Annotated in this window: 11 protein-coding genes and 1 riboswitch; of the genes, 1 reads left to right on the forward strand and 10 read right to left on the reverse strand. The window is 48.6% G+C overall.

Annotated features, from left to right (window positions below):
* Nucleotides 1-19: 19 nt before the first annotated feature.
* A riboswitch (purine riboswitch) is annotated at nucleotides 20-119 on the reverse strand.
* 76 nt (nucleotides 120-195) lie between these two features.
* The 6 genes from CGZ75_RS13310 to guaA all read right to left on the reverse strand — a co-directional run bounded on the left by CGZ75_RS13310 (nucleotide 196) and on the right by guaA (nucleotide 11,098).
* Nucleotides 196-1,416, reverse strand: coding sequence for an MFS transporter (locus CGZ75_RS13310; RefSeq protein ID WP_089524805.1), 1,221 nt, complete (start codon nucleotides 1,414-1,416; stop codon nucleotides 196-198).
* A gap of 447 nt (nucleotides 1,417-1,863) precedes the next feature.
* Nucleotides 1,864-4,962, reverse strand: coding sequence for a type I restriction endonuclease subunit R (locus CGZ75_RS13315; protein ID WP_089524806.1), 3,099 nt, complete (start codon nucleotides 4,960-4,962; stop codon nucleotides 1,864-1,866).
* A 13-nt stretch (nucleotides 4,963-4,975) separates the two neighbouring features.
* The gene (locus CGZ75_RS13320; RefSeq protein ID WP_089524807.1) at nucleotides 4,976-6,169 is read right to left on the reverse strand and encodes an AAA family ATPase; all 1,194 of its coding nucleotides are present in this window, start codon (nucleotides 6,167-6,169) and stop codon (nucleotides 4,976-4,978) included.
* Between the two features lies 1 nt (nucleotide 6,170).
* Entirely contained in the window at nucleotides 6,171-7,415 is a 1,245-nt protein-coding gene (locus tag CGZ75_RS13325) for a restriction endonuclease subunit S (protein ID WP_176444830.1), read from the reverse strand.
* Complete coding sequence (locus tag CGZ75_RS13330; RefSeq protein WP_089524808.1) at nucleotides 7,412-8,959, reverse strand: type I restriction-modification system subunit M; 1,548 nt, start codon at nucleotides 8,957-8,959, stop codon at nucleotides 7,412-7,414. Before CGZ75_RS13330 ends, CGZ75_RS13325 begins: the two co-directional genes overlap by 4 nt.
* 597 nt (nucleotides 8,960-9,556) lie before the next feature.
* Entirely contained in the window at nucleotides 9,557-11,098 is a 1,542-nt protein-coding gene (gene guaA, locus CGZ75_RS13335; RefSeq protein ID WP_089524809.1) for a glutamine-hydrolyzing GMP synthase, read from the reverse strand.
* A gap of 104 nt (nucleotides 11,099-11,202) precedes the next feature.
* Between guaA and CGZ75_RS13340 the strand changes: the two genes are divergently transcribed.
* Nucleotides 11,203-11,382, forward strand: coding sequence for a hypothetical protein (locus CGZ75_RS13340; RefSeq protein WP_089524810.1), 180 nt, complete (start codon nucleotides 11,203-11,205; stop codon nucleotides 11,380-11,382).
* On the opposite strand, the gene CGZ75_RS13345 is transcribed toward CGZ75_RS13340, so the two are convergent.
* The 4 genes from CGZ75_RS13345 to CGZ75_RS13360 form a co-directional block, all read right to left on the reverse strand.
* Complete coding sequence (locus CGZ75_RS13345) at nucleotides 11,379-14,309, reverse strand: transglutaminase-like domain-containing protein (RefSeq protein ID WP_176444831.1); 2,931 nt, start codon at nucleotides 14,307-14,309, stop codon at nucleotides 11,379-11,381. The two genes, CGZ75_RS13340 and CGZ75_RS13345, sit on opposite strands and share 4 nt — an antisense overlap.
* Complete coding sequence (locus tag CGZ75_RS13350) at nucleotides 14,287-15,597, reverse strand: DUF58 domain-containing protein (protein ID WP_089524812.1); 1,311 nt, start codon at nucleotides 15,595-15,597, stop codon at nucleotides 14,287-14,289. Before CGZ75_RS13350 ends, CGZ75_RS13345 begins: the two co-directional genes overlap by 23 nt.
* The gene (locus tag CGZ75_RS13355; protein ID WP_245850850.1) at nucleotides 15,594-16,721 is read right to left on the reverse strand and encodes an AAA family ATPase; all 1,128 of its coding nucleotides are present in this window, start codon (nucleotides 16,719-16,721) and stop codon (nucleotides 15,594-15,596) included. Before CGZ75_RS13355 ends, CGZ75_RS13350 begins: the two co-directional genes overlap by 4 nt.
* A 642-nt stretch (nucleotides 16,722-17,363) precedes the next feature.
* A complete protein-coding gene (locus CGZ75_RS13360; RefSeq protein ID WP_089524813.1) occupies nucleotides 17,364-18,851 on the reverse strand; it encodes a polysaccharide deacetylase family protein in 1,488 nt (495 codons plus the stop codon).
* Between the last annotated feature and the right edge of the window lie 8 nt (nucleotides 18,852-18,859).

Here is an 18,859-nt window from a genome sequence, read left to right on the forward strand (position 1 = left end):
CGACGGCTGTCAGAAGACAGCCCGCACCCTGAAATTTCGTAGCCTGGTCATTACGGTGACCGAGTAGAGACTTCCGGGCCAATTCCCGGAATTATACGAAAGTTAATTAAGTTTTTAATGAGAATGTAACTTATTTTAAATCTTTTCCGACAAAAGTCAACTCAATTGTTTGAAATTCGACTGTTTTTCCGAACATTACCTTAAATCAGCCCGATTTTGTTCAGAAATAGAGCTTCGCCGGCTAAGCAGCAGTCCGACCAGGGCAAACAACAGGAAGACTCCCCCCAGTAAATAGAACAAACTGCCGGTAACGCCGTAGCGTAGACCGAAACCTCCGACGACCGGACCGGCAATGCTGCCGAGCGAGAAATGGATAGACGCCAGCACATTCGCTCCCGGAAGGAGATGGCGCGGCAGCAAGTCCGCTGCATAAGCCAAACCTAACGAGAAGAAGGAGCCGACCAGGCCTCCTGCCACGGCAAGCAGAATGGCGATAACGAGCACATTCGAGCCTGCCGCCGGAATAAAGGCGAACAAGATGCCGCCGCCGAGTCCGCTGCCGATCAGCACAGGCAGTCGTCCGGCCCGGTCGCTAAGCGCGCCAAGCGGAATTTGCAGCAGCAGCCCGCCAATGCCGAGTGCAGGCAGCAAGGCACTGATTGCTTCACGATCCAAACCGATTTTGGAGCCGTAAAGCGGGAAGCTGCTGTTCATCGAAGCTTCCATAATGCCGTAAAGCGCCGCCGGGAGCAACGCGAACCAGGCGATTCGGTAGACCATTTTGAACCGGGCGACGCCTCGCACCTCTTGATCTCGATGGATCGGCTCTGGCCGATCCTGCGGCAGCCGCAGCGCAAACAGCAGCACGGCCGCATAAAAAGCCGCACTTATAAGAAAAGGAGCCGACTCGCCAAAATGCAGCAAATTAATGCCGAGCGGCCCGATGCTGAAGCCAATTCCATAAGACATGCCGTATAGAGAGATAAATTTCCCACGCTGCCTTGCTGGTGCACGACTGACCATCCAAAGCTGGGTCGCGAAATGCAGCCCGCTATCACCGATACCGATGATGATGCGCAGCACAAACCAAGCGACCAACGAACCGGATGTTAAGGGAAACAACAGCGTAGCGACAGTTATCATAATAATTCCGGTTATAATGACGGCTTTGAAGCCGAAACGGCGCACGGGGCGCTCAATGAAAAACATAGTGGCAAAAGTACCGATATATAAGGCCATAGAATTGATGCCGTTAACATCATCGGGCACGCCCGCGCGTTCCAGCAAAATTGCCAGCAGCGGAAGCAGCAGCCCTTGGCTGATTCCAGCCGTAATGACAACCGCAAGCAGGACGAGCAAGCGATAACTAAGTATCCGCTCTTCCGGCTCCGGTGGCCATGTCGAATTTGAGTTCATTTGAGATTCAGAAGCTCCTTTACTAATTTGGGGAGGACGGACAGTCCAGGGGCGGGTTAGCGCCGCGGTTAGTTCGTTGGGGGACAAGACAGCTCTACGGATAGTCGAGTTGATCCAGGGTCATGGCAGCTCTGTGCCTTTAAAGGCTGTACCCCGGGAAAGCGTCATCCAGACAAAACATCCCAGAAAAAACAAACACCGGAACCCTGGTTGCCCAGGATTCCGGTGAAACGCTGCATGAATGAAGCTATAGCTTCCAAGTGGCCATACTATTCATACATCATGTTGTTCGGTATATCAATTGTAGCGGGTGAAATCAACATTTTCAATAGCAGATAACTGGCATTTCCATCAAGCATATACAGGGAGAGATATATTCTTTGGTTTTCAGACATGTCCTAGAATGAGAGTCAAATAGTTTGATGTTTAACCGCTATTTTAGATTTATTAAATCTTTCCACCTACACCCTTGAACTTATCTACAAAGGCTGAGATTTTCTGAAAAACGCTCTGTTTTTTTGTTAAATATTGAGGATTAAGAGGACTCATTTTAGGAAGAATTTCATTAAGCTCCGTTCCATTGTCACTGGCAAATTCTTTTCTTAATGAAGTTAATATATATCTTTTTGCAGCCTCTTCATTAAGATTTTCAGTATTAATTAATTCTTCTGCTTCACGTTTTTGCTCAGTTTGAGCAAATGAGAAGAAGGCTTCAATAATACTAGCTTTGTCTTGAATACTATCTAGATCAGCTTGATTGATAAAATCAACTACCAAGCTTTCTTTAGCTCGGTTTCCTATACTAGAACGAATTAAGCGACGAACTTCTTCCACCAAGGATGCTTTATCTTTCACTTTTTTGTTATGCTCAAATATTAGTTCAAGAATGTAATCCAAATTGATCTCTTGGGATTTTAGAAGATCCACTTCAAAAACAACATCATCCCAATCCACAGAGGAATTACCTTTTTCTTTGCCAGTCTTCTCACGGCGAATCCAATCACGAATATCATTGTAGGAAGAACGATAATCTTGAACAGTTCTTTCTTCTAACACTTGAATCTGTTGCATAACAGCTATATCTTCATCCGTTACATAGTGAGTAGACTTAAAATCTTCTACTGCTTCGGGGTTAGTCATATCTATTGTTTGTAAAGCTTTTAAACCTGAGAACTCATCATAGTTCTGTAGTATATTTTCAACTCGCAAATATTCACCAAACAGCTTTACAAAATCTTTCTTATCCTTTTCAGTTTCAATCAAATCCACTTCAGGAAAACGTTTCTTTAATTCTTTTACTACGTCAACGTATCCACGACGGGCGTCACCCGTTACCACATCGGTGAATCCTTCCATATACTCTTTATAACTTTTTTCTAGCACCACATTCTTAGTATTTTTATCTCCGAATAGCGTAATTGCGTCTACTGTTGCTTGTTCTAAATCTCTAAAAGTAACAATATTCCCAAAGGTTTTGGTGGAATCATAAATACGATTTGTTCTTGAGAAAGCTTGCATTAATCCATGATATTTAAGATTTTTATCAACAAATAACGTATTTAATGTAGGTGCATCAAACCCAGTTAAGAACATTCCTACAACAATCAATAAATCAATCTCTTTATCTTTAACTCGTTTAGCAAGGTCGCGATAATAATTTTGAAATTCCTTACTTTCTACGCCGTAGTTGGTCTTAAACATAGCATTATAGTCTTTGATGGCTAAACTCAAAAACTCTTTTGCACTACTATCCATTGCTGAAGGTTCAAACGTTTCATCAAGGATTTCACCTATCGAGCTTTGTTCTTCATTCGCAGCGAAGGAGAAGATTGTCGCAATCTTAAGAGATTTGCTACTCTCATGTTGTATGTTTTTTAATGATTCATAGTAGAGTTTGGCTGCGTCAACACTACTCACAGCAAACATGGCATTAAACCCTTGTCCAGTCGCATTTAAACGATGGGTCTTTATTCGGAAATTATGGACAATATACTGAGAGATTTCTTTAATCCGCTCAGGATGTAGTAATGCTTCTTTATTTTCTGCTGCCGAGAGCTTCTTCTCGTCCTGTTCTTTTTCAATAGATTTGAACTTGGGACGTACATCGTTATAATCTACTTTGAACTTTAATACTTTCTCATCTCTAATGGCATCCGTAATGACATAAGAATGTAACTCTCGGCCGAAGACAGAAGCAGTCGTGTCAGAACCTAATGCATTTTGTGGGAAAATAGGCGTACCCGTAAATCCGAATTGATAGAACTTCTTAAACTTCTTTTTAATATTTTTTTGCGCTTCACCAAATTGTGAACGGTGGGCTTCATCAGATATAAATACCACGTGCTTATGATAGATAGGTAAGTCCGCTTCGCTTTTCATTAGGTTGTTCAGTTTTTGAATCGTCGTCACAATAATTTTGTTATCATCTTTATCCATGTTACGCTTTAAGCCTGCAGTACTCTCTGAACCATTAACACTGTCAGGAGAAAACCGTTGATATTCTTTCATTGTCTGGAAATCTAAATCTTTCCGATCTACAATAAAAAATACTTTATCGATAAAATCCAGTTCAGTAGCCAATCTAGCTGCTTTAAAACTAGTAAGCGTTTTCCCCGAACCTGTTGTATGCCATATAAATCCGCCGCTTTCAATGGCACTCCACTTGCGGGATTGGTATGTACTCTTTATTTTCCACAAAATTCTCTCTGCAGCAGCAATTTGATAAGGACGCATGATCAACAGATTATCGCTCACATCAAACACGGAATATTTCAGTAGTATATTCAACAAAGTATCTTTCTGAAAAAATGTAGCTGTGAAGTCCTTTATATCTTTAATTAAGATATTATCCGCTTTAGCCCAATTCATCGTAAAATCAAAACTATTTTTGTCCCGTTTCGTCGTATTCGCAAAATATCGGCTATCTGTCCCATTAGAAATTACGAATATCTGCACATATTTAAAGAGAGAGTTGTCAGAATTAAAACTCTCTTTGCTATAGCGATGAACCTGATTAAAGGCTTCACGAATCGCAATTCCACGCTTTTTGAGCTCTACTTGCACTAACGGTAAGCCATTGACCAAGATGGTTACATCATAACGATTAGTATTCGTTCCTTTTTGTTCAAATTGCGCAATGACCTGCACTTTATTGTTTGCAACATTGTTTTTGTCTACTAGATATATATTTTGAATATGTCCATCATCGAACACAAAGTCATAAATATAATCGTCATGGATTTTACGAGTTTTATCAATGTGGTTATCGCTAGGTTTATCTAAGTACTGCTCACAAAATCTAATCCATTCCGTATCGGAAAACTGCATGTGATTCAGATTTTGCAACTGCACACGAGCATTAGCAAGCAAAGCTCCAGGAGTTATGATACTTGGTAGGTGCTCGTACCCTTGATTAACTAGATCTTGAATCAATTCCCGCTCTAAGTTAGTTTCTGTTTGATAGCCAATCCCTTGTTCTGCTATCTTCGTATACTTATCTAACACGATATAGCTATTTGCTTCTGCGATGGGTTTGTAATCGTACATTCGACTTCCCTCCTTAAATCTTGTTAAACCTATATAATTCATTAATTTCATTAAACAGATGTCTTAATATATTCTTGTCATCATTTGTGAGCTCAACAATTTCTTCACCCGAATGCTTTGAATGACTGGATAAGTTTAGAATCCTGTTTTCATATCCTACACCGCTTCCTCTGACTGGCACTAATAAATCTTTCCAATGAGAATAGCCTAAGAACGTGGAGGTTTTCTCCAATGTATTTCGAAGGAAATTAAAATGATATTTATATATTTGCCCCGATTCAATTGCTTTTTCGATTTCATTCATTAGAAAAAGATGATATGAAAACGGTGAATCATTGTTCTGATCTTTTAGTTCGAATGTGCCCACTTCATTCTTTTCTAATCTATGCTTTTTAAAATGTTTCTTATCGTTGTAACCTGTTCGTCTATCAGAATTGTTAAACTCACTACACAACACATTATAAAATAGAGGATTATGTGTGGTTATAATAAACTTAAGGTCTGACTCATTAGATTTGATTAATTCTGCTAAATTTACTGCTAATTCAATCAAGTGGTTATCATCTAAAGAACTTACAGGATCATCTATGAATACATACTTCAGCTGGTCGAACTGATTTGTTTCTCTATCACTTGGTTCAGCTACATTTAATATTTCAATAACTTGTTTAAGTAGAGAATAAAAAACACTCCATACAAAGTTACTTTCTTCTCCTTTTGAAATTTTAATGTTATCTGAGAGCTCTTCATGACCCCTCTGATATGAAAAGGTGATTTCTGTAAAAGAATCGACTGTTACGTTATTTCCATTCATATCTTTAAAAGTATATTCTTCATTAAAATGTGGTGTTAATTTTTCGTCGGTATAATATTGAAAATTAGATATAATGTTTCTATCTTGTCCTTGCTCTTCAAAAATCCATTTTGTAAATGAATTGGGATGGATTTTAAGTTTTGGTTCAGCATCATGTTCTAAATCATTATCCCAATAAAATAGATCTTCTGTAAAAGCATTGTAATAGAGAATCCTCTTACCGTTCACCTCTAACTCCTCAATCTCGACATCCTCCTCGACAGATTGTGTTAGTAACGATTTGAACTCTCTTGAAAGTCTTGTTTTACCTGTTCCATTAAATGCATAAATTAATTGGACTTTTTTGTTGTTACTATCTAAATTTCGTGCTACTTCATTTAAACTTATTCCCATATTAAGCTTCTACCTCACTTTTCGGAAATGAAAGCAAAATATTACGGTAATATTCATATTGTTTTTGACGCAACTCTATTTCACGAGGCAATCCCTCGGTAATTGAAGAGGTCAAGGCATCGAATTTGTCTAATATTGATACGATGCGATTTTGATCTTCAAGTGAAGGTAGCGGTATCTCGAATTTCTCCAATTTCTCTCCATGTACTCGAATAACCTTTGTTCCTGTTCTACTTTTCTTTTTGTAATCAAAAAACATAGGTGTTTGGAGATAATACGCTATATACTTTGGATTTTGGTTATGCTTAAATATATAAGTCTCTCCGCTGACACAGACCTCATCTTCACCAAACCAAACTAAAGGCTTACAAACATCTTCGATATTTTCACTTGTAGTCGCGATAATTAAATCGCCTTTCTGAGCTTTTCTCAACTTGGTTGCCAATGTTGGTGAAACGAAAGATTTTGTCTGATATGCAAAATTCCCGTAGTAAGTATAAATTTGACCATAATGGATACAGCCTACACCGCTCTCTGCAAAATCACTTTTTTGCAAGCCGCTTCCTCTAACAAAACTACCTATCTCCCCAAGCGCTTTCCACTCAACTTCACCCTCTTCAAAAGTCAACAACTTATCACGGTAATAAGTATATTGACTTTTACGAGCTGTAAGCTCTGTTGTAAGCTCTGTTGTAAGCTCTGTTGTAAGCTCTGTGTAGGAGTCCAAAATTCTGACGATTTCCTCTTGTACTTTTTGAGGGGGGATGGGAATTTTCGCTTGGCCTAATCCAGAAGCGTTAATTGCTGAGATTTTTCCCGAAGATATATGTTTCTTAATTTGGTCATGAAATTGTTTGGTTCGCAAAAAGTATGACACGTATTTTGGATTCAATGAACTTCTAAAGGAAAAACAAGCGTCATGAATGACAACTCCCGTAGTCCCCAGCCAAGCAGTGCCTATTCCGATATCTTCAATTGTTTCGCCTGCGGCAACAATTACTACATCACCATGATTTGCAACTCTTAGTTTTGAAGCTAGATCGAAACTTACAAATGATTTAGTTGTTTCTGCCCAGATGTTATAATGTGTATACATTTCACCATAATGAATACATGGGAAACCCTCTTTATACATGTCGGTTTTCACAAATCTCTTACCTCGTGTAAATTCACCAATTTCACCCAAGGCTTTCCACTCAACCTCAACCCCCTCAAGGAGTTTCTCCATATAATTCGGTTTACTCATGATTTAATCCCCTTAATAACGTCATCAATTTCGGCACGAAGTTGCTCTATCTTTGCTACTGTCGTTTTTATTTCTGCACTCAGCTCATTTATATCTATGACTTCCCGTGTGTCTTTTGCTTCCACATAGGAACTAACAGAAAGGTTGTAATCATTTTGAACAATTACATCATAATCAACGGATTTTGCAACGTGATCAATATCTTCTTTGCTATCAAACATGTTCATAATCTGCTCAATATGTGCATCTGTGAGTATGTTATTATTGGTTTCTTTTTTATAGAAATCTACACTACTTGCGTCAATAAACTGAGTGATATTATTTGTTTTATGTTTAGATAGAACCAAGATATTAACTGCTATTGATGTTCCAAAAAACAGGTTAGGCGCTAACGAAATTACCGTTTCAACAAAGTTATTATCAATCAAATACTTTCTAATTTTTTGCTCAGCGCCACCTCTGTAAAATATACCAGGGAAGCATACGATTGCTGCCCGACCTTTACTTGAAAGATAACTAAGCGAGTGAAGCACAAAGGCGAAGTCAGCTTTCGATTTTGGAGCTAATATGCCTGCTGGAGCAAATCTCTCATCGTTAATAAGGGTTGGATCATCATTACCAATCCAATTCACGGAATAAGGAGGATTTGATACAATGGCATCAAATGGCTTATCGTCACCATAGTGAGGATCTAATAGCGTATTCCCTAAAGCAATATTAAACTTATCGTAGTTAATGTTGTGTAAAAACATATTCATACGCGCAAGATTATACGTTGTATGATTAATCTCCTGCCCGTAGAAACCATCTTCGATGATATGGTCATCAAACTGTTTTTTTGCTTGTAATAGCAATGAACCCGATCCAGCTGCTGGGTCATAAATCTTATTAATGCTTGCTTGCTTGTGTATCGCTAATTGTGCAATTAGTTTGGAAACACTCTGCGGTGTAAAAAATTCCCCTCCAGATTTCCCTGCGTTAGCAGCATAATTTGAGATTAAATACTCATAGGCATCACCGAACAGATCAATGTGACTATTCTCAAAATCACCAAAATTAAGCCCTTCAACACCTTTTATGACAGCAGCCAAACGACTGTTTTTATCTTTCACAGTATTTCCCAGTCTATTGCTTGTGGTGTCGAAATCAGCGAACAATCCTTTAATATCTAACTCAGATGGATAACCGTTTGCTGAACTTTCAATAGCTGAAAATATACCAGCTAAATCTGTATTCAAGCTTTCATTTGTATTCGCAGTTTTTGCGATATTAACGAACAAATGGCTCGGATATATGAAATACCCTTTTGTTTTAATAGCATCGTCTTTAATTTCTTTCTTTATAATAGCATCAGGAAGTTCAGCATACTTGACACTTTCGTCTCCAGCTTCAATATACCCAGAGAAGTTTTCACTAATAAAACGATAAAATAGCGTTCCTAAAACATATTGTTTGAAATCCCATCCATCAACTGAGCCACGGACATCATTGGCTATCTTCCAAATTTGAGATTGTAGTTCGGCACGTTGTGCAGCACTTGACATTTGTATACCTCCGATTATTTTTCATATAAATTAATTTTAGAAGCACTTCTAAATAGTTTAAAGTTTTACTTCCACCTTTAGTTTCTTTACTATACGTACAGCAATGCAGTGTTCTTTTCTTACTTCTAACGTGGCGTTTAAGGGCATCTGTCATAATCTGTATATCCATTTTTATTATGCTTTCGCAAAAATACCCTAATGACACGACTGTAATCTACATCATACACCATGCCACCGTGATGAAGCCGATCGATAAGAAAATACATGAAGGAATTCCCTAGCCATCTTTACTATGTCCTTGTGCAGTTTTAAATGTAAAGGATGACACCTACAAAGCCACCGATTCCACATGTGTCGTGACTGGATTCGACTTGTATTGTTGGGATCACTTCAATAGCAGGTGGTTTTATGTTTCGCGCGTTTCACGCACCCAACAGGCTAAAGTCTAAATAAAAACTCCCACCGACAATCATTCGGCGAGAGTTTTTGGCGACAATCTTGGAGACAATTCAAAAGAATTTTGGTCTCAGAAAGTCTTATGAGTTTTACCTAAACGGCATAAAATCAACGTCTTTCAGTGTATAAAGTGTCGCTTGATTATTCCCACTCGATCGTGGCAGGCGGCTTCGACGTAATGTCGTACACAATGCGGTTGACATTGTCGACCTCATTAACGATGCGCACGCTGATTTTCTCCAGTACATCCCAAGGAATACGCGCCCAGTCGGCAGTCATGCCGTCGATGGACGTTACCGCGCGGATGCCGACCGTGTAGGAGTACGTGCGGGCGTCGCCCATAACACCTACGCTGCGCATGCCCGGCAGTGCTGTGAAGTACTGCCAGATTTCGCGATCAAGACCGGCTTTGGCGATTTCATCGCGCAAAATAGCATCGGATTCGCGAACGATTTCCAGCTTCTCCTCGGTCACTTCACCAAGGACACGGATGGCCAGTCCCGGACCCGGGAACGGCTGACGCATAACGATCTCATCCGGCAGACCGCATTCGGAGCCGACTTTGCGAACTTCATCCTTGAACAGCGTTTTCAGTGGCTCAACAAGCTTGAACTTGATGTCCTCCGGCAAGCCGCCAACGTTATGATGGGACTTGATTGTTTGCGCGGTAGCCGTGCCACTCTCTACGATATCCGTGTACAGAGTTCCCTGCGCAAGATATTCATAACTCGCGAGTTTATCGGATTCCTCCTGGAAGAGGTAAATGAACTCGTTGCCGATAATTTTACGCTTTTGCTCAGGATCGCTCACACCGCTCAGCTTGCCCATGAAGCGCTCTTTGGCATCGATCTTGATAACTTCAATGCCGAACTTACCGACAAAAGTTTCCATTACGCCTTCAGCCTCGCCCTTGCGAAGCAGGCCATGGTCGATGAACATACAGGTCAAGCGATCGCCGATCGCTTTGTGTACCAGCATCGCAACAACGGAAGAATCCACGCCGCCGGACAGAGCGCAAAGCACACGGCCGGTTTCGCCTACTTGCTCACGAATGTCGCGAATCGCGTCATCGATGAACGTTTCCATGCTCCAATTGCCTTCGCATCCACAGATCGTGAAGAGGAAGTTGCGGATCATGTCATTGCCGTAAACGGAGTGACGAACTTCTGGGTGGAACTGTACCGCGTAAAACTTCTTCTCCGGATGGCTCATGGCCGCGATCGGCGCATGTTCCGTTCCCGCATCCAAGCGGAAGCCTTCCGGCATTTCGACGACGAGATCGGTGTGGCTCATCCATACCGTCTGGGTATTTTGCAGGCCAAGCGCCAAGTCAGCGCCTTCCAAGAACGTTACGTCTGCACGGCCGTATTCGCGCTTGCCGGCGCGCTGAACTTTGCCTTTAAGCTGGTGGCTCATCAGCTGCATGCCGTAGCAAATTCCGAAAATTGGCAGTCCGAGTTCGAAAATCTCTGGGTCCACCATCGGAGAATTTTCTTCGTAAACGCTGGCTGGTCCTCCTGAGAACACGATGCCCTTAGGCGCCAGTTCACGCAGCTTGGAAGCTGGTGTATTGTATGGCAGCAGCTCACTGTAAACGCCGAGATCCCGGATGCGCCGAGCAATCAGCTGGTTGTACTGTCCTCCAAAATCGAGAACAACGATCATTTCATTAGGCTTGTTCACGCCCGAACCTCCCTCAATCAATTGGACTCATTATATCCAAGCTGCTTCCGGCCAGTCAAGGCGCGTCCCGGATTGTCGACATGGGAGAAAAAGGCTGTCGGATCATGAGGTTATACAGTTTAAAGCAGGTGCAGGGCGGCGATGGTGTGGCGGACGGCGGATGGTGTGCAGGTGGGGCGGACGGCGGATGGTGGGGCGGACGGCGACTGGTGGGGCGGACGGCGACTGGTGGGGCGGACGGCAACTGGTGTGGCGGACGGCGGATGGTGCTTGAAAGAGCTTAGCCGGGACGCGGTGCTTGTCCGGCGGACGGCCAGGCGCGCCGGGCTTGCAGTGTGGCCGCGCAGCTAGCGAGCTGCGCCGGCGTCGGCCCGCGCCAGGCGGCCGGAGCGCCGAAGCGCGCGCCCTCGGCCCAGGCGGCGAGCCGGCGAAGCTGCGCGCCGGCTTCCGGCGCCAGCAGCGGCGCGAGCGCTGCGGCGCGCTCGGCCGGCCCGGCGGCGGCGGCAAGCGCAGCCGCCGCCGGGCCCGCGCCGCCGCGGCGCTCCAGCGCGCGCAGCAGCGCCTCCGCCGCGGCGAGCAGCGCGGCCCGCTGCGCGCCGCGGCGGGCGCGTTCCGCGCGCGCCTCGGCCGCGGTGCTGGCTGCGCCGGCATGGCGCGCGTAGCGGCGCAGCGCCAGCGCGAGGCGCAGCCGCTCGCGCAGCGCCGGCGACGCCAGCGCAGCCGCGGCCGCGGCCAGCGCTGCGCCGGCCGCGAGCGGGCCGGGCTGCGCGGCAGCGCGCGCTAGCGCGGCGGCCAGGCGCGCCGCGTCACCGGCGGCCTCGCGCAGCTGCTCCGCCAGCGCGGGGCTGGAAGCCTCCGCCCCGCGCGGCGCCTCTCCGGCGGCTTCGCCTTCGCCGGAGGAACCTTCCACAGCCGGCGGCAATGCCGCTGCCGGCTGCTCCGCGCCTGCGGCGTATCCCGGCGTCGGGTCGAACGGGACCCAGCCCGCGCCGGGAAAATAAACCTCAACCCAGGCATGCGCGTCCGCCGCGCTTACCTGGTACAAGCTGCCGCTGGCATTAACGCGTGCCAGCGCCTCCCGAGCGGCGGCCGGAGCTTGCTCGGCCGACAGCTCTTCGCCGGGCGCAAAACCTTTGACCCAGCGCGCCGGAATATCGACCGACCTGAGCATAACGACCATCGCGGTGGAAAAATGCACGCAATAACCTGCTTTTTGCTCAAAGAGAAATTGATCGACCAAATCCTCACCCTCGCCTGGAACCTGTGTGTCCGTAAGCGTGTAACGAAAGCTCGTCTTCAAGTAGTCCTGCATGGCAAGCGCGCGGTCATAACGGTTCTCTCCCGCATCCTTCGCAATCTTCTGGGCCAGCTCCCTGACCCGCTCCGGCAGCTCCCCCGGCAACTGCAGGTTGGCCTTCAACTGGAGTTCAAGCTGCTCCTGCTCCACAGTACTGCGCTCTGCCTGTTCCACATCACTACGCTCTGCCTCCCCCACCTGGCGAAGCATGTCCGCAGCAGGCTCGTCTAGCCGTGATTCTACCGTATATGTCAACTGTCCCTCCGCAGCATCAGGCATGTAGATTGCGCCGCCGCCGAACTCCTGAAGGTAACTCGCCTGTTTCTTTTGTAATCCCCCAGATAGTGATTCCGCCGCGATTAGATCCGGTTCCACTCCCGATACCGGCAAAGGCAGTCCATCCATCATCTGAGGTAACCAAACGGTTTGCCGGATTAGTCTCGCTTCTGCTCCCGGCCCCTCTTTTGCCGCTCTCTCCGTGCCAGTTACAAACCCTGCCCCGCTCTCCGCCTTTTTTTCAACATCCGTCTTTTCTGCTCCGTTCCCCGCCTTTTCTGCCCCGCTCCCCGGTGTCCCTCCACTTCCACCTGCCTCAGCATCACTTCCGCCGACCTGTACGGCCAGCAGCTCGCGTGTGTCATCTCTCCAACCTTGGCCGGTGTAAGCCGATTTTGTTTCCATCCGCCAGTACAGCGGTTTGGGGGTCAGCGCCCAGAATAGTGGTTTTTGTGATAAAAAAAGCGGAGCCCCAAGCTGCGCATCGCTCTCGCTATAACCCGTAGCTGCCGCCCCCGCGCCCGTTCCGGCGCCTTGGGAACCTGGCTGGCCGGAGAATACAGGCGCGCTGCGCGGCCTTCCCTCTCCGGATGATCCAGAGTTATTGTCGCGGATAGCCTGCTGCATCCCCAAAGCCCATTCCGCCGGTCCATCCGACTGGGCCTTGCCCCAGGAAAGAGCTGCTGCGCCAAGCGGAATCATCGCAGCTACGGCCGCACTTGCCGCCCACCAGCGCCAGCCCGGCATCTCTCTTCGCGGCGCGTTCTTTTTCATTACAGCCGAGGCGGCTGGGGTCTCTTCGATCTTTCTTTTCAGCCGATGATAGGATAACAACGCCGACAATAACAGCCCTTCCGCAGCTGCCCGAGCGAGATTAGAAACCGTGTCCAACCCAAACCACTGGTTCAGCGACCAGAGGTACAGAGCCGTCAGCGCCAACAGCCCGATTCCCCACTGGCGGATCCACACCAGCATTTGAAGGGCGGATAGTAGAATCGACAGTCCTCCCAGCAAAAAAACCGCCTGCCCGGTACCGGACATAGCGACTGGCCCCTCTCTAAACAACGCTTTGGCATCATCCAGCAGCTGTACGGGCAATCCGATTAGGCTTTCCAGGGTAGTTTGCTCACTGCCGCCCAACCACGCCGCTCCTGCCAGTATGACTACTAAGCGGAGCAGCCACGCCGCCCAGTCCGATAACAGCAGCACGCCAATCAGCATAATACAGGCTCCAAGCGCAAAAAGGATGCCGAGGTCGTACACATCGGTCCACTGGGGCAGCTTTTGGAGCGGCAGCAGCCACTCAAATAGCAGTGCAAGCAGCAGCAAGCTGGAAGCCGCTCGCAGGGGCCAGCCCAGCAAACCGCCGACATGCTCTTTGATATCTTGCGCTCGGGAAGCCGCGCTTCCCAAAAACGCCTTCCCCGCGACGGCATGACCGGCTCCCACTAGGCCTGTGTTCGCATGCTTAGTGCCTGTTAATCCGTTTGTTAGCCTAGCTGCTTGCTTTACGCCAGCTTTCCCATTTACACCCAAAGCACCGCTTACTCCCTTAACGTTCCCATTCAGCGCAGCTCCCTGCAGTACAAGTCCGTTCCCCGGTAATCCGCCGTGTTCAGCTCCATGCCTGCCAGCCATGTCCATCCTCCTCCCTTATGCTTAGCCTTCCTTTCCATCCCTGGCGTCTGCTTGCGTCCAAAGAAAACCAGGCCAACGATACACCCGATTTCTTAGCCCACTGCTCGCGCTCTTGCCTTGCTTGAAGGGGCAGCGTGCTCCTAATCGGAACATGCAGCTCTAATCCACAGCGAGCTGCACGCGACAGGTCCGCCAGTTGCTCCCACAGCTTAATGTCCCATCCAGCAGTTAAAATAACGATGCGGCTACCAACCGTTAACTGCTTTCCAAGCAGCAGTCGCTCTAGTGACTCCGCAGCACCGGCTCCGGGAGCCGGCACTGCCCGGGCCAGCAGCAAAGCCGCAGTCCGCGCAGCCCGGCTGTCTCCCGGTGCAACCTTAACTTCTGCCTCCGCGCCAGCTTGCAACCTCACGGTACAGCCGTTAGCGCCAGCATCCATCAGTGCCCGGGCCGCAAGTCCGGCGCAGGCATCCAGTTGGCCATCCGCTCCCGTCTCTCTATAACTGCGCTGATCCAAATCAAGCAGCACCAGCATAACTGGCGATGCTCCATGTTCATCCAGCCGCGTGTGCAGTCCTCTGCCCTTCGCAGCCAGCCGCCAATCGATCCGCCGTAGTGAATCGCCTTCGCGATAAATACGGTTAAGCGGCCCCGCTCCGCCACGACCGGCCGATTTCCCGCCTCCCTCACCGGCAAAACCACCCGGCTCCGAAGCCTTCTTTTCGGACATGGACAATGCCCTAAATACCCCTGTCTCTTCCGGCTGAGGCAGCACGGTGAAGCTTCCCGGCGCAGCAAGTTTCAACATGCCGCATGCGAGTCCGAGCGGGTCCGTAACAACTACTGTCGCCGGAGCGAATTGATAAACACCGCGTCCTAAGCCGCTGACCCGATAATGAGCCGTCCATTCCTTACTCAGCCACGGCAGCAGCCAGCGAGTCAGAACAAGCGGCTTCCGCTCTGCGGCAGCAAGGTTTTCCAGTTGTTCTCTTACCTGAACAAGTAGCAGCGGCGGCATCCACCGGCCATGGAAAATAAGTCGTACCGACAGTTCCCCTTCCTTGCCGCCCGGCTCAAGGACACGCTCCACACTTAGTCCACCTGCAGCCGCCCACAGCTTAGGCAAACACGCCATGGCCAGCACAGCTGCCGGCAGTCCAGCCAAAAACCAATCTAGCGCCGTCCCCCTTAGGAGGACAGCGAACAATGCCGCACCGAATAGCGCAGCCAGCAATACAAGCGCAGTCCGTCTTGTCCGAGGCAGCCCCGCTGCATCGCCAGCTTTCATCTTGCAGCCGCCTTTCCAGCTGCGGACAACGGCGTCTCCGCCAGCAGCCGCGCAAGGGCTCGCAGTGCCAGCTCACGATCCGGCTGCCCGTAAGCTCCTCTGGCGGCAAGCCGATGCGCCAGCACCGATGTGGCGACAACCTTCAGGTCTGCCGGTCGCACATAGTCCCGGCCCGCGATATAAGCTGTCGCTTGCGCAGCGCGCAGCCAATCCCGCGATGCGCGGGGGCTCGCGCCAAGCTCCAGCTCGGGAGCGGATCGCGTCGCTTGGACAACGCGCACCATATAAGCGAGCAGCTCCGGGCTGCAATGTACGGAGCGACTTTCCTCCGCCATGACTTCCCATTGACGGGGGGAGACGACCGGCCGCAGTTGCTCCGGCGCTTGCTGCTCGCCAGCGCCCATCATTTCCAGCATGCGAATCTCCTCGCGAGCTTCCGGATAGCCAATCGACAGCCTCATCATGAACCGATCCATCTGCGCCTCCGGCAGTGGAAAAGTCCCCTCGCTGTCCAGCGGGTTTTGCGTTGCAATAAGCAGCCATGGTGAAGGCAGCTTCCTTGTAGTCCCATCTACCGTTACGCAGCGCTCCTCCATTGCTTCGAGCAATGCGGATTGGGTACGTGGCGAGGTGCGGTTGATCTCATCCGCAAGCACAACATTGGCCATGACCGGTCCCTCACGGTAAATGAACTCCCCTTTTCGAGCGTCCCACACGGCCGATCCCGTCAAATCTGCTGGCAGCAGATCGGAGGTGAATTGGATTCGCTGAAACTTGCCTCCCAATACGCGCGCCAAGGCGCGTGCGAGCAGCGTTTTGCCTACACCGGGGACATCCTCTAGCAAAATATGCCCACCAGCCAACATAGCCGTCATCGCCAGTCCGATGACTTCTCCTTTACCAAGCAGCACGCTCTCCGAACGAGCGGCCATTCGCGCCAGCAGCGCCTGTCGAGGTTCCGGCCACTCCTCCTGCAAGCGAGATGAACCCCATAGCGTTTCCCCTGCTTCAAGCCCCTGGCTCTTCCTTTGCACCGGCCCTTCCTCATGCCCCTGCTCATACCTGCGCCCCGACCCGTGCAAATTCCCCCACGTCTCTCGCTCCTGATCCGGCTGGTTTTGCATGTTGATCCCCTCCCATCCGCTCCCAATCTAGCGGTATCTTCTACTAGACAGTTTGGCCAGCGGTTGAGAGATTTAGACTCATTCCTACAAAACACGCTAAAGTGGCTGCCCCCTTAGAATCGATGCGTAATTAAGCTGGCGGCAGCGGCGTCTACGATTTTGGATAACAAAAAACAGGAGGAGGCTGAGCCCATCTCAGCTTCTTCCTGTTTTTTGTGATAATCCCTCTCGCTTCGCTTCAACACTAGGAAAACTAGAAAAAATCAGAGCGCCTCAGCTTGTCCATACACATCTAATGGAACTGAGAGAGCCTATTTCCCCTCAAAATGGGCCAAAAATTATCTAAAGGAACTGAGCCGCGTTATTTGAGTCAAAAAACGCGATATTACCGTGAAATTCCCCAATAACGTTTCTCAGTTCCGTTACGCCTCGTAAACCCTCCATTTTGCTGAAATAAGGCTCCCCAGTTCCGTTACACATGAAGCTGCTTTAAAATCATGCACACGAAGCTCATGAGTGCCTCAGATTCGAAAACGATTTAGCGCTATCAGCCTATATGCTGTACTGGCGCCATAATTAGGTTGCCGCCCCAACCAATTTATGACCCTATTTGTATCTCCGTCTGCATCTCTATCTCTATCTCTATCCATCCTCAGCAGCAGCACCACTGCCAAGCCATGCCTCCGCCAAACCTGGCGAAACCTCAATCCGGGTGAGAGAATCTTCCATCAGCTCCAACACCTCACTAAGCGGAGCATACAATCTACCTTCTCCATTGAGGAAAGCTGTATCCCGATTCAAGCTGCCAATTCCGGAATATCCAATAATCGAAGCTGTTCCTTCCGGTGCATTCCAGATCACCCCTCCGCCCAGCGCCTCTACCGTACGCCGTACCGGCACCGTTAGCTTCCCGTCCACAACAAAGTATTCACCATACCCGATCCGTACTTCTCCATAGCCGGATTGAAGCAGTAAATCCGCTTGAAGCGTGCCGTATGTTTTGGGTTTGACCGGTGGATTTACCGTCTCTGCGCCCTTTCCTATGGCTGGTAAAACAGCGCCTTCCCCGACTCCGTTGCTTGCCGCCGCCAGCCAAGCCTTACTGCTCCGCAGCTGGTTGCTTTTCTCGGCAAGTGCGGTTATTTCCGCAGCCTGCGGCGCTTCACGTTTCCATTTCATTTTCTTCGCAACTGGAAAAACAGGAGACTTTACCTTCGAGGTTATAACAGCGAAACGGTACCCTTTAGCCTTATAAAATTCAATGATAGCCGGTAAAGCCTTAACGGATTCCGCATGTCCTGTCCCATCATGAATCAGCACCGTCATCTCTCGCTTGAATGGAGCCGATGTTGCACCTGCTATTATTTCCTTGGCTGGTACGCCGACTCGCCGGGAATCCCCGCTGTCCACATTCCAATCCACCATCGTATATCCAGCAGCCTTCATCGCTTTAAAATACCCAGCATCAAAGTTGGTGAACGTTCCTCCTGGAGCCCGTACCAGATTAGTCGCAACTCCGGCGTCTAGCAGCGCTTGTTCGGTGAGCAGTGTCTGGCGTGCATAGCCTGCGAAGCTGCTGTAAATATCCTTGTAAACATGATTATAGGAATGGTTGCCGATTGCATGACCTTCCTCCTGCACTCGGTTAACCCGTTTCGACTGTTCCTTCACATTCTTTCCCACCATGAAAAAGGTCGCCTTGACCCCATATTTCCGCAAAATGTCCAGCACATCGCTGGTATGTACACTCGGCCCGTCGTCAAAGGTGAGATAGACCGTTTTGTCCTCGGCGGAAGGCTTCTTCTCCTCCGGCTTGCTTGAAACAAGCTGTGCGGTGTTTCCCGCTTTACTATCTAAGGCTCCAGAGGAATCCTCTTGCAGACCCTCAGTCTGCAAGCCCGGATTACCCGATTTCTTTTCCGCAGCCAAAACAGCCGCCTGCTTCAAAGCGTCAAGCAGTTCCGGTTCGCCGATGCTTGGAGCTTGAGCGGCCGAGGCCACCGAAGCCGCTGGCGGGGAGGCCAACTGATGCAAGCCTTTGAGTCCCGCTCCTTCTCCTCCCATGCCAATCCATCCAATGCAAATCGCCGCTCCTAATGCGATCAGACGCAGTTTGTTCATTCTAGCCATTTCCCGTC

This window comes from Paenibacillus herberti, assembly GCF_002233675.1.
In the GTDB taxonomy this organism is placed as follows: Bacteria; Bacillota; Bacilli; order Paenibacillales; family Paenibacillaceae; genus Paenibacillus_O; species Paenibacillus_O herberti.

Bases quoted from the DNA above. Each gene is read 5' to 3' on its own strand.
- CGZ75_RS13330 (WP_089524808.1), bottom strand. From the start codon at position 8,959: ATGTCAAGTGCTGCACAACGTGCCGAACTACAATCTCAAATTTGGAAG.
- CGZ75_RS13345 (WP_176444831.1), bottom strand. From the start codon at position 14,309: ATGGCTGGCAGGCATGGAGCTGAACACGGCGGATTACCGGGGAACGGA.
- CGZ75_RS13315 (WP_089524806.1), bottom strand. From the start codon at position 4,962: ATGTACGATTACAAACCCATCGCAGAAGCAAATAGCTATATCGTGTTA.
- CGZ75_RS13355 (WP_245850850.1), bottom strand. From the start codon at position 16,721: ATGCAAAACCAGCCGGATCAGGAGCGAGAGACGTGGGGGAATTTGCAC.
- CGZ75_RS13350 (WP_089524812.1), bottom strand. From the start codon at position 15,597: ATGAAAGCTGGCGATGCAGCGGGGCTGCCTCGGACAAGACGGACTGCG.
- CGZ75_RS13320 (WP_089524807.1), bottom strand. From the start codon at position 6,169: ATGGGAATAAGTTTAAATGAAGTAGCACGAAATTTAGATAGTAACAAC.
- CGZ75_RS13310 (WP_089524805.1), bottom strand. From the start codon at position 1,416: ATGAACTCAAATTCGACATGGCCACCGGAGCCGGAAGAGCGGATACTT.
- CGZ75_RS13360 (WP_089524813.1), bottom strand. From the start codon at position 18,851: ATGGCTAGAATGAACAAACTGCGTCTGATCGCATTAGGAGCGGCGATT.
- CGZ75_RS13340 (WP_089524810.1), top strand. From the start codon at position 11,203: ATGAGGTTATACAGTTTAAAGCAGGTGCAGGGCGGCGATGGTGTGGCG.
- CGZ75_RS13325 (WP_176444830.1), bottom strand. From the start codon at position 7,415: ATGAGTAAACCGAATTATATGGAGAAACTCCTTGAGGGGGTTGAGGTT.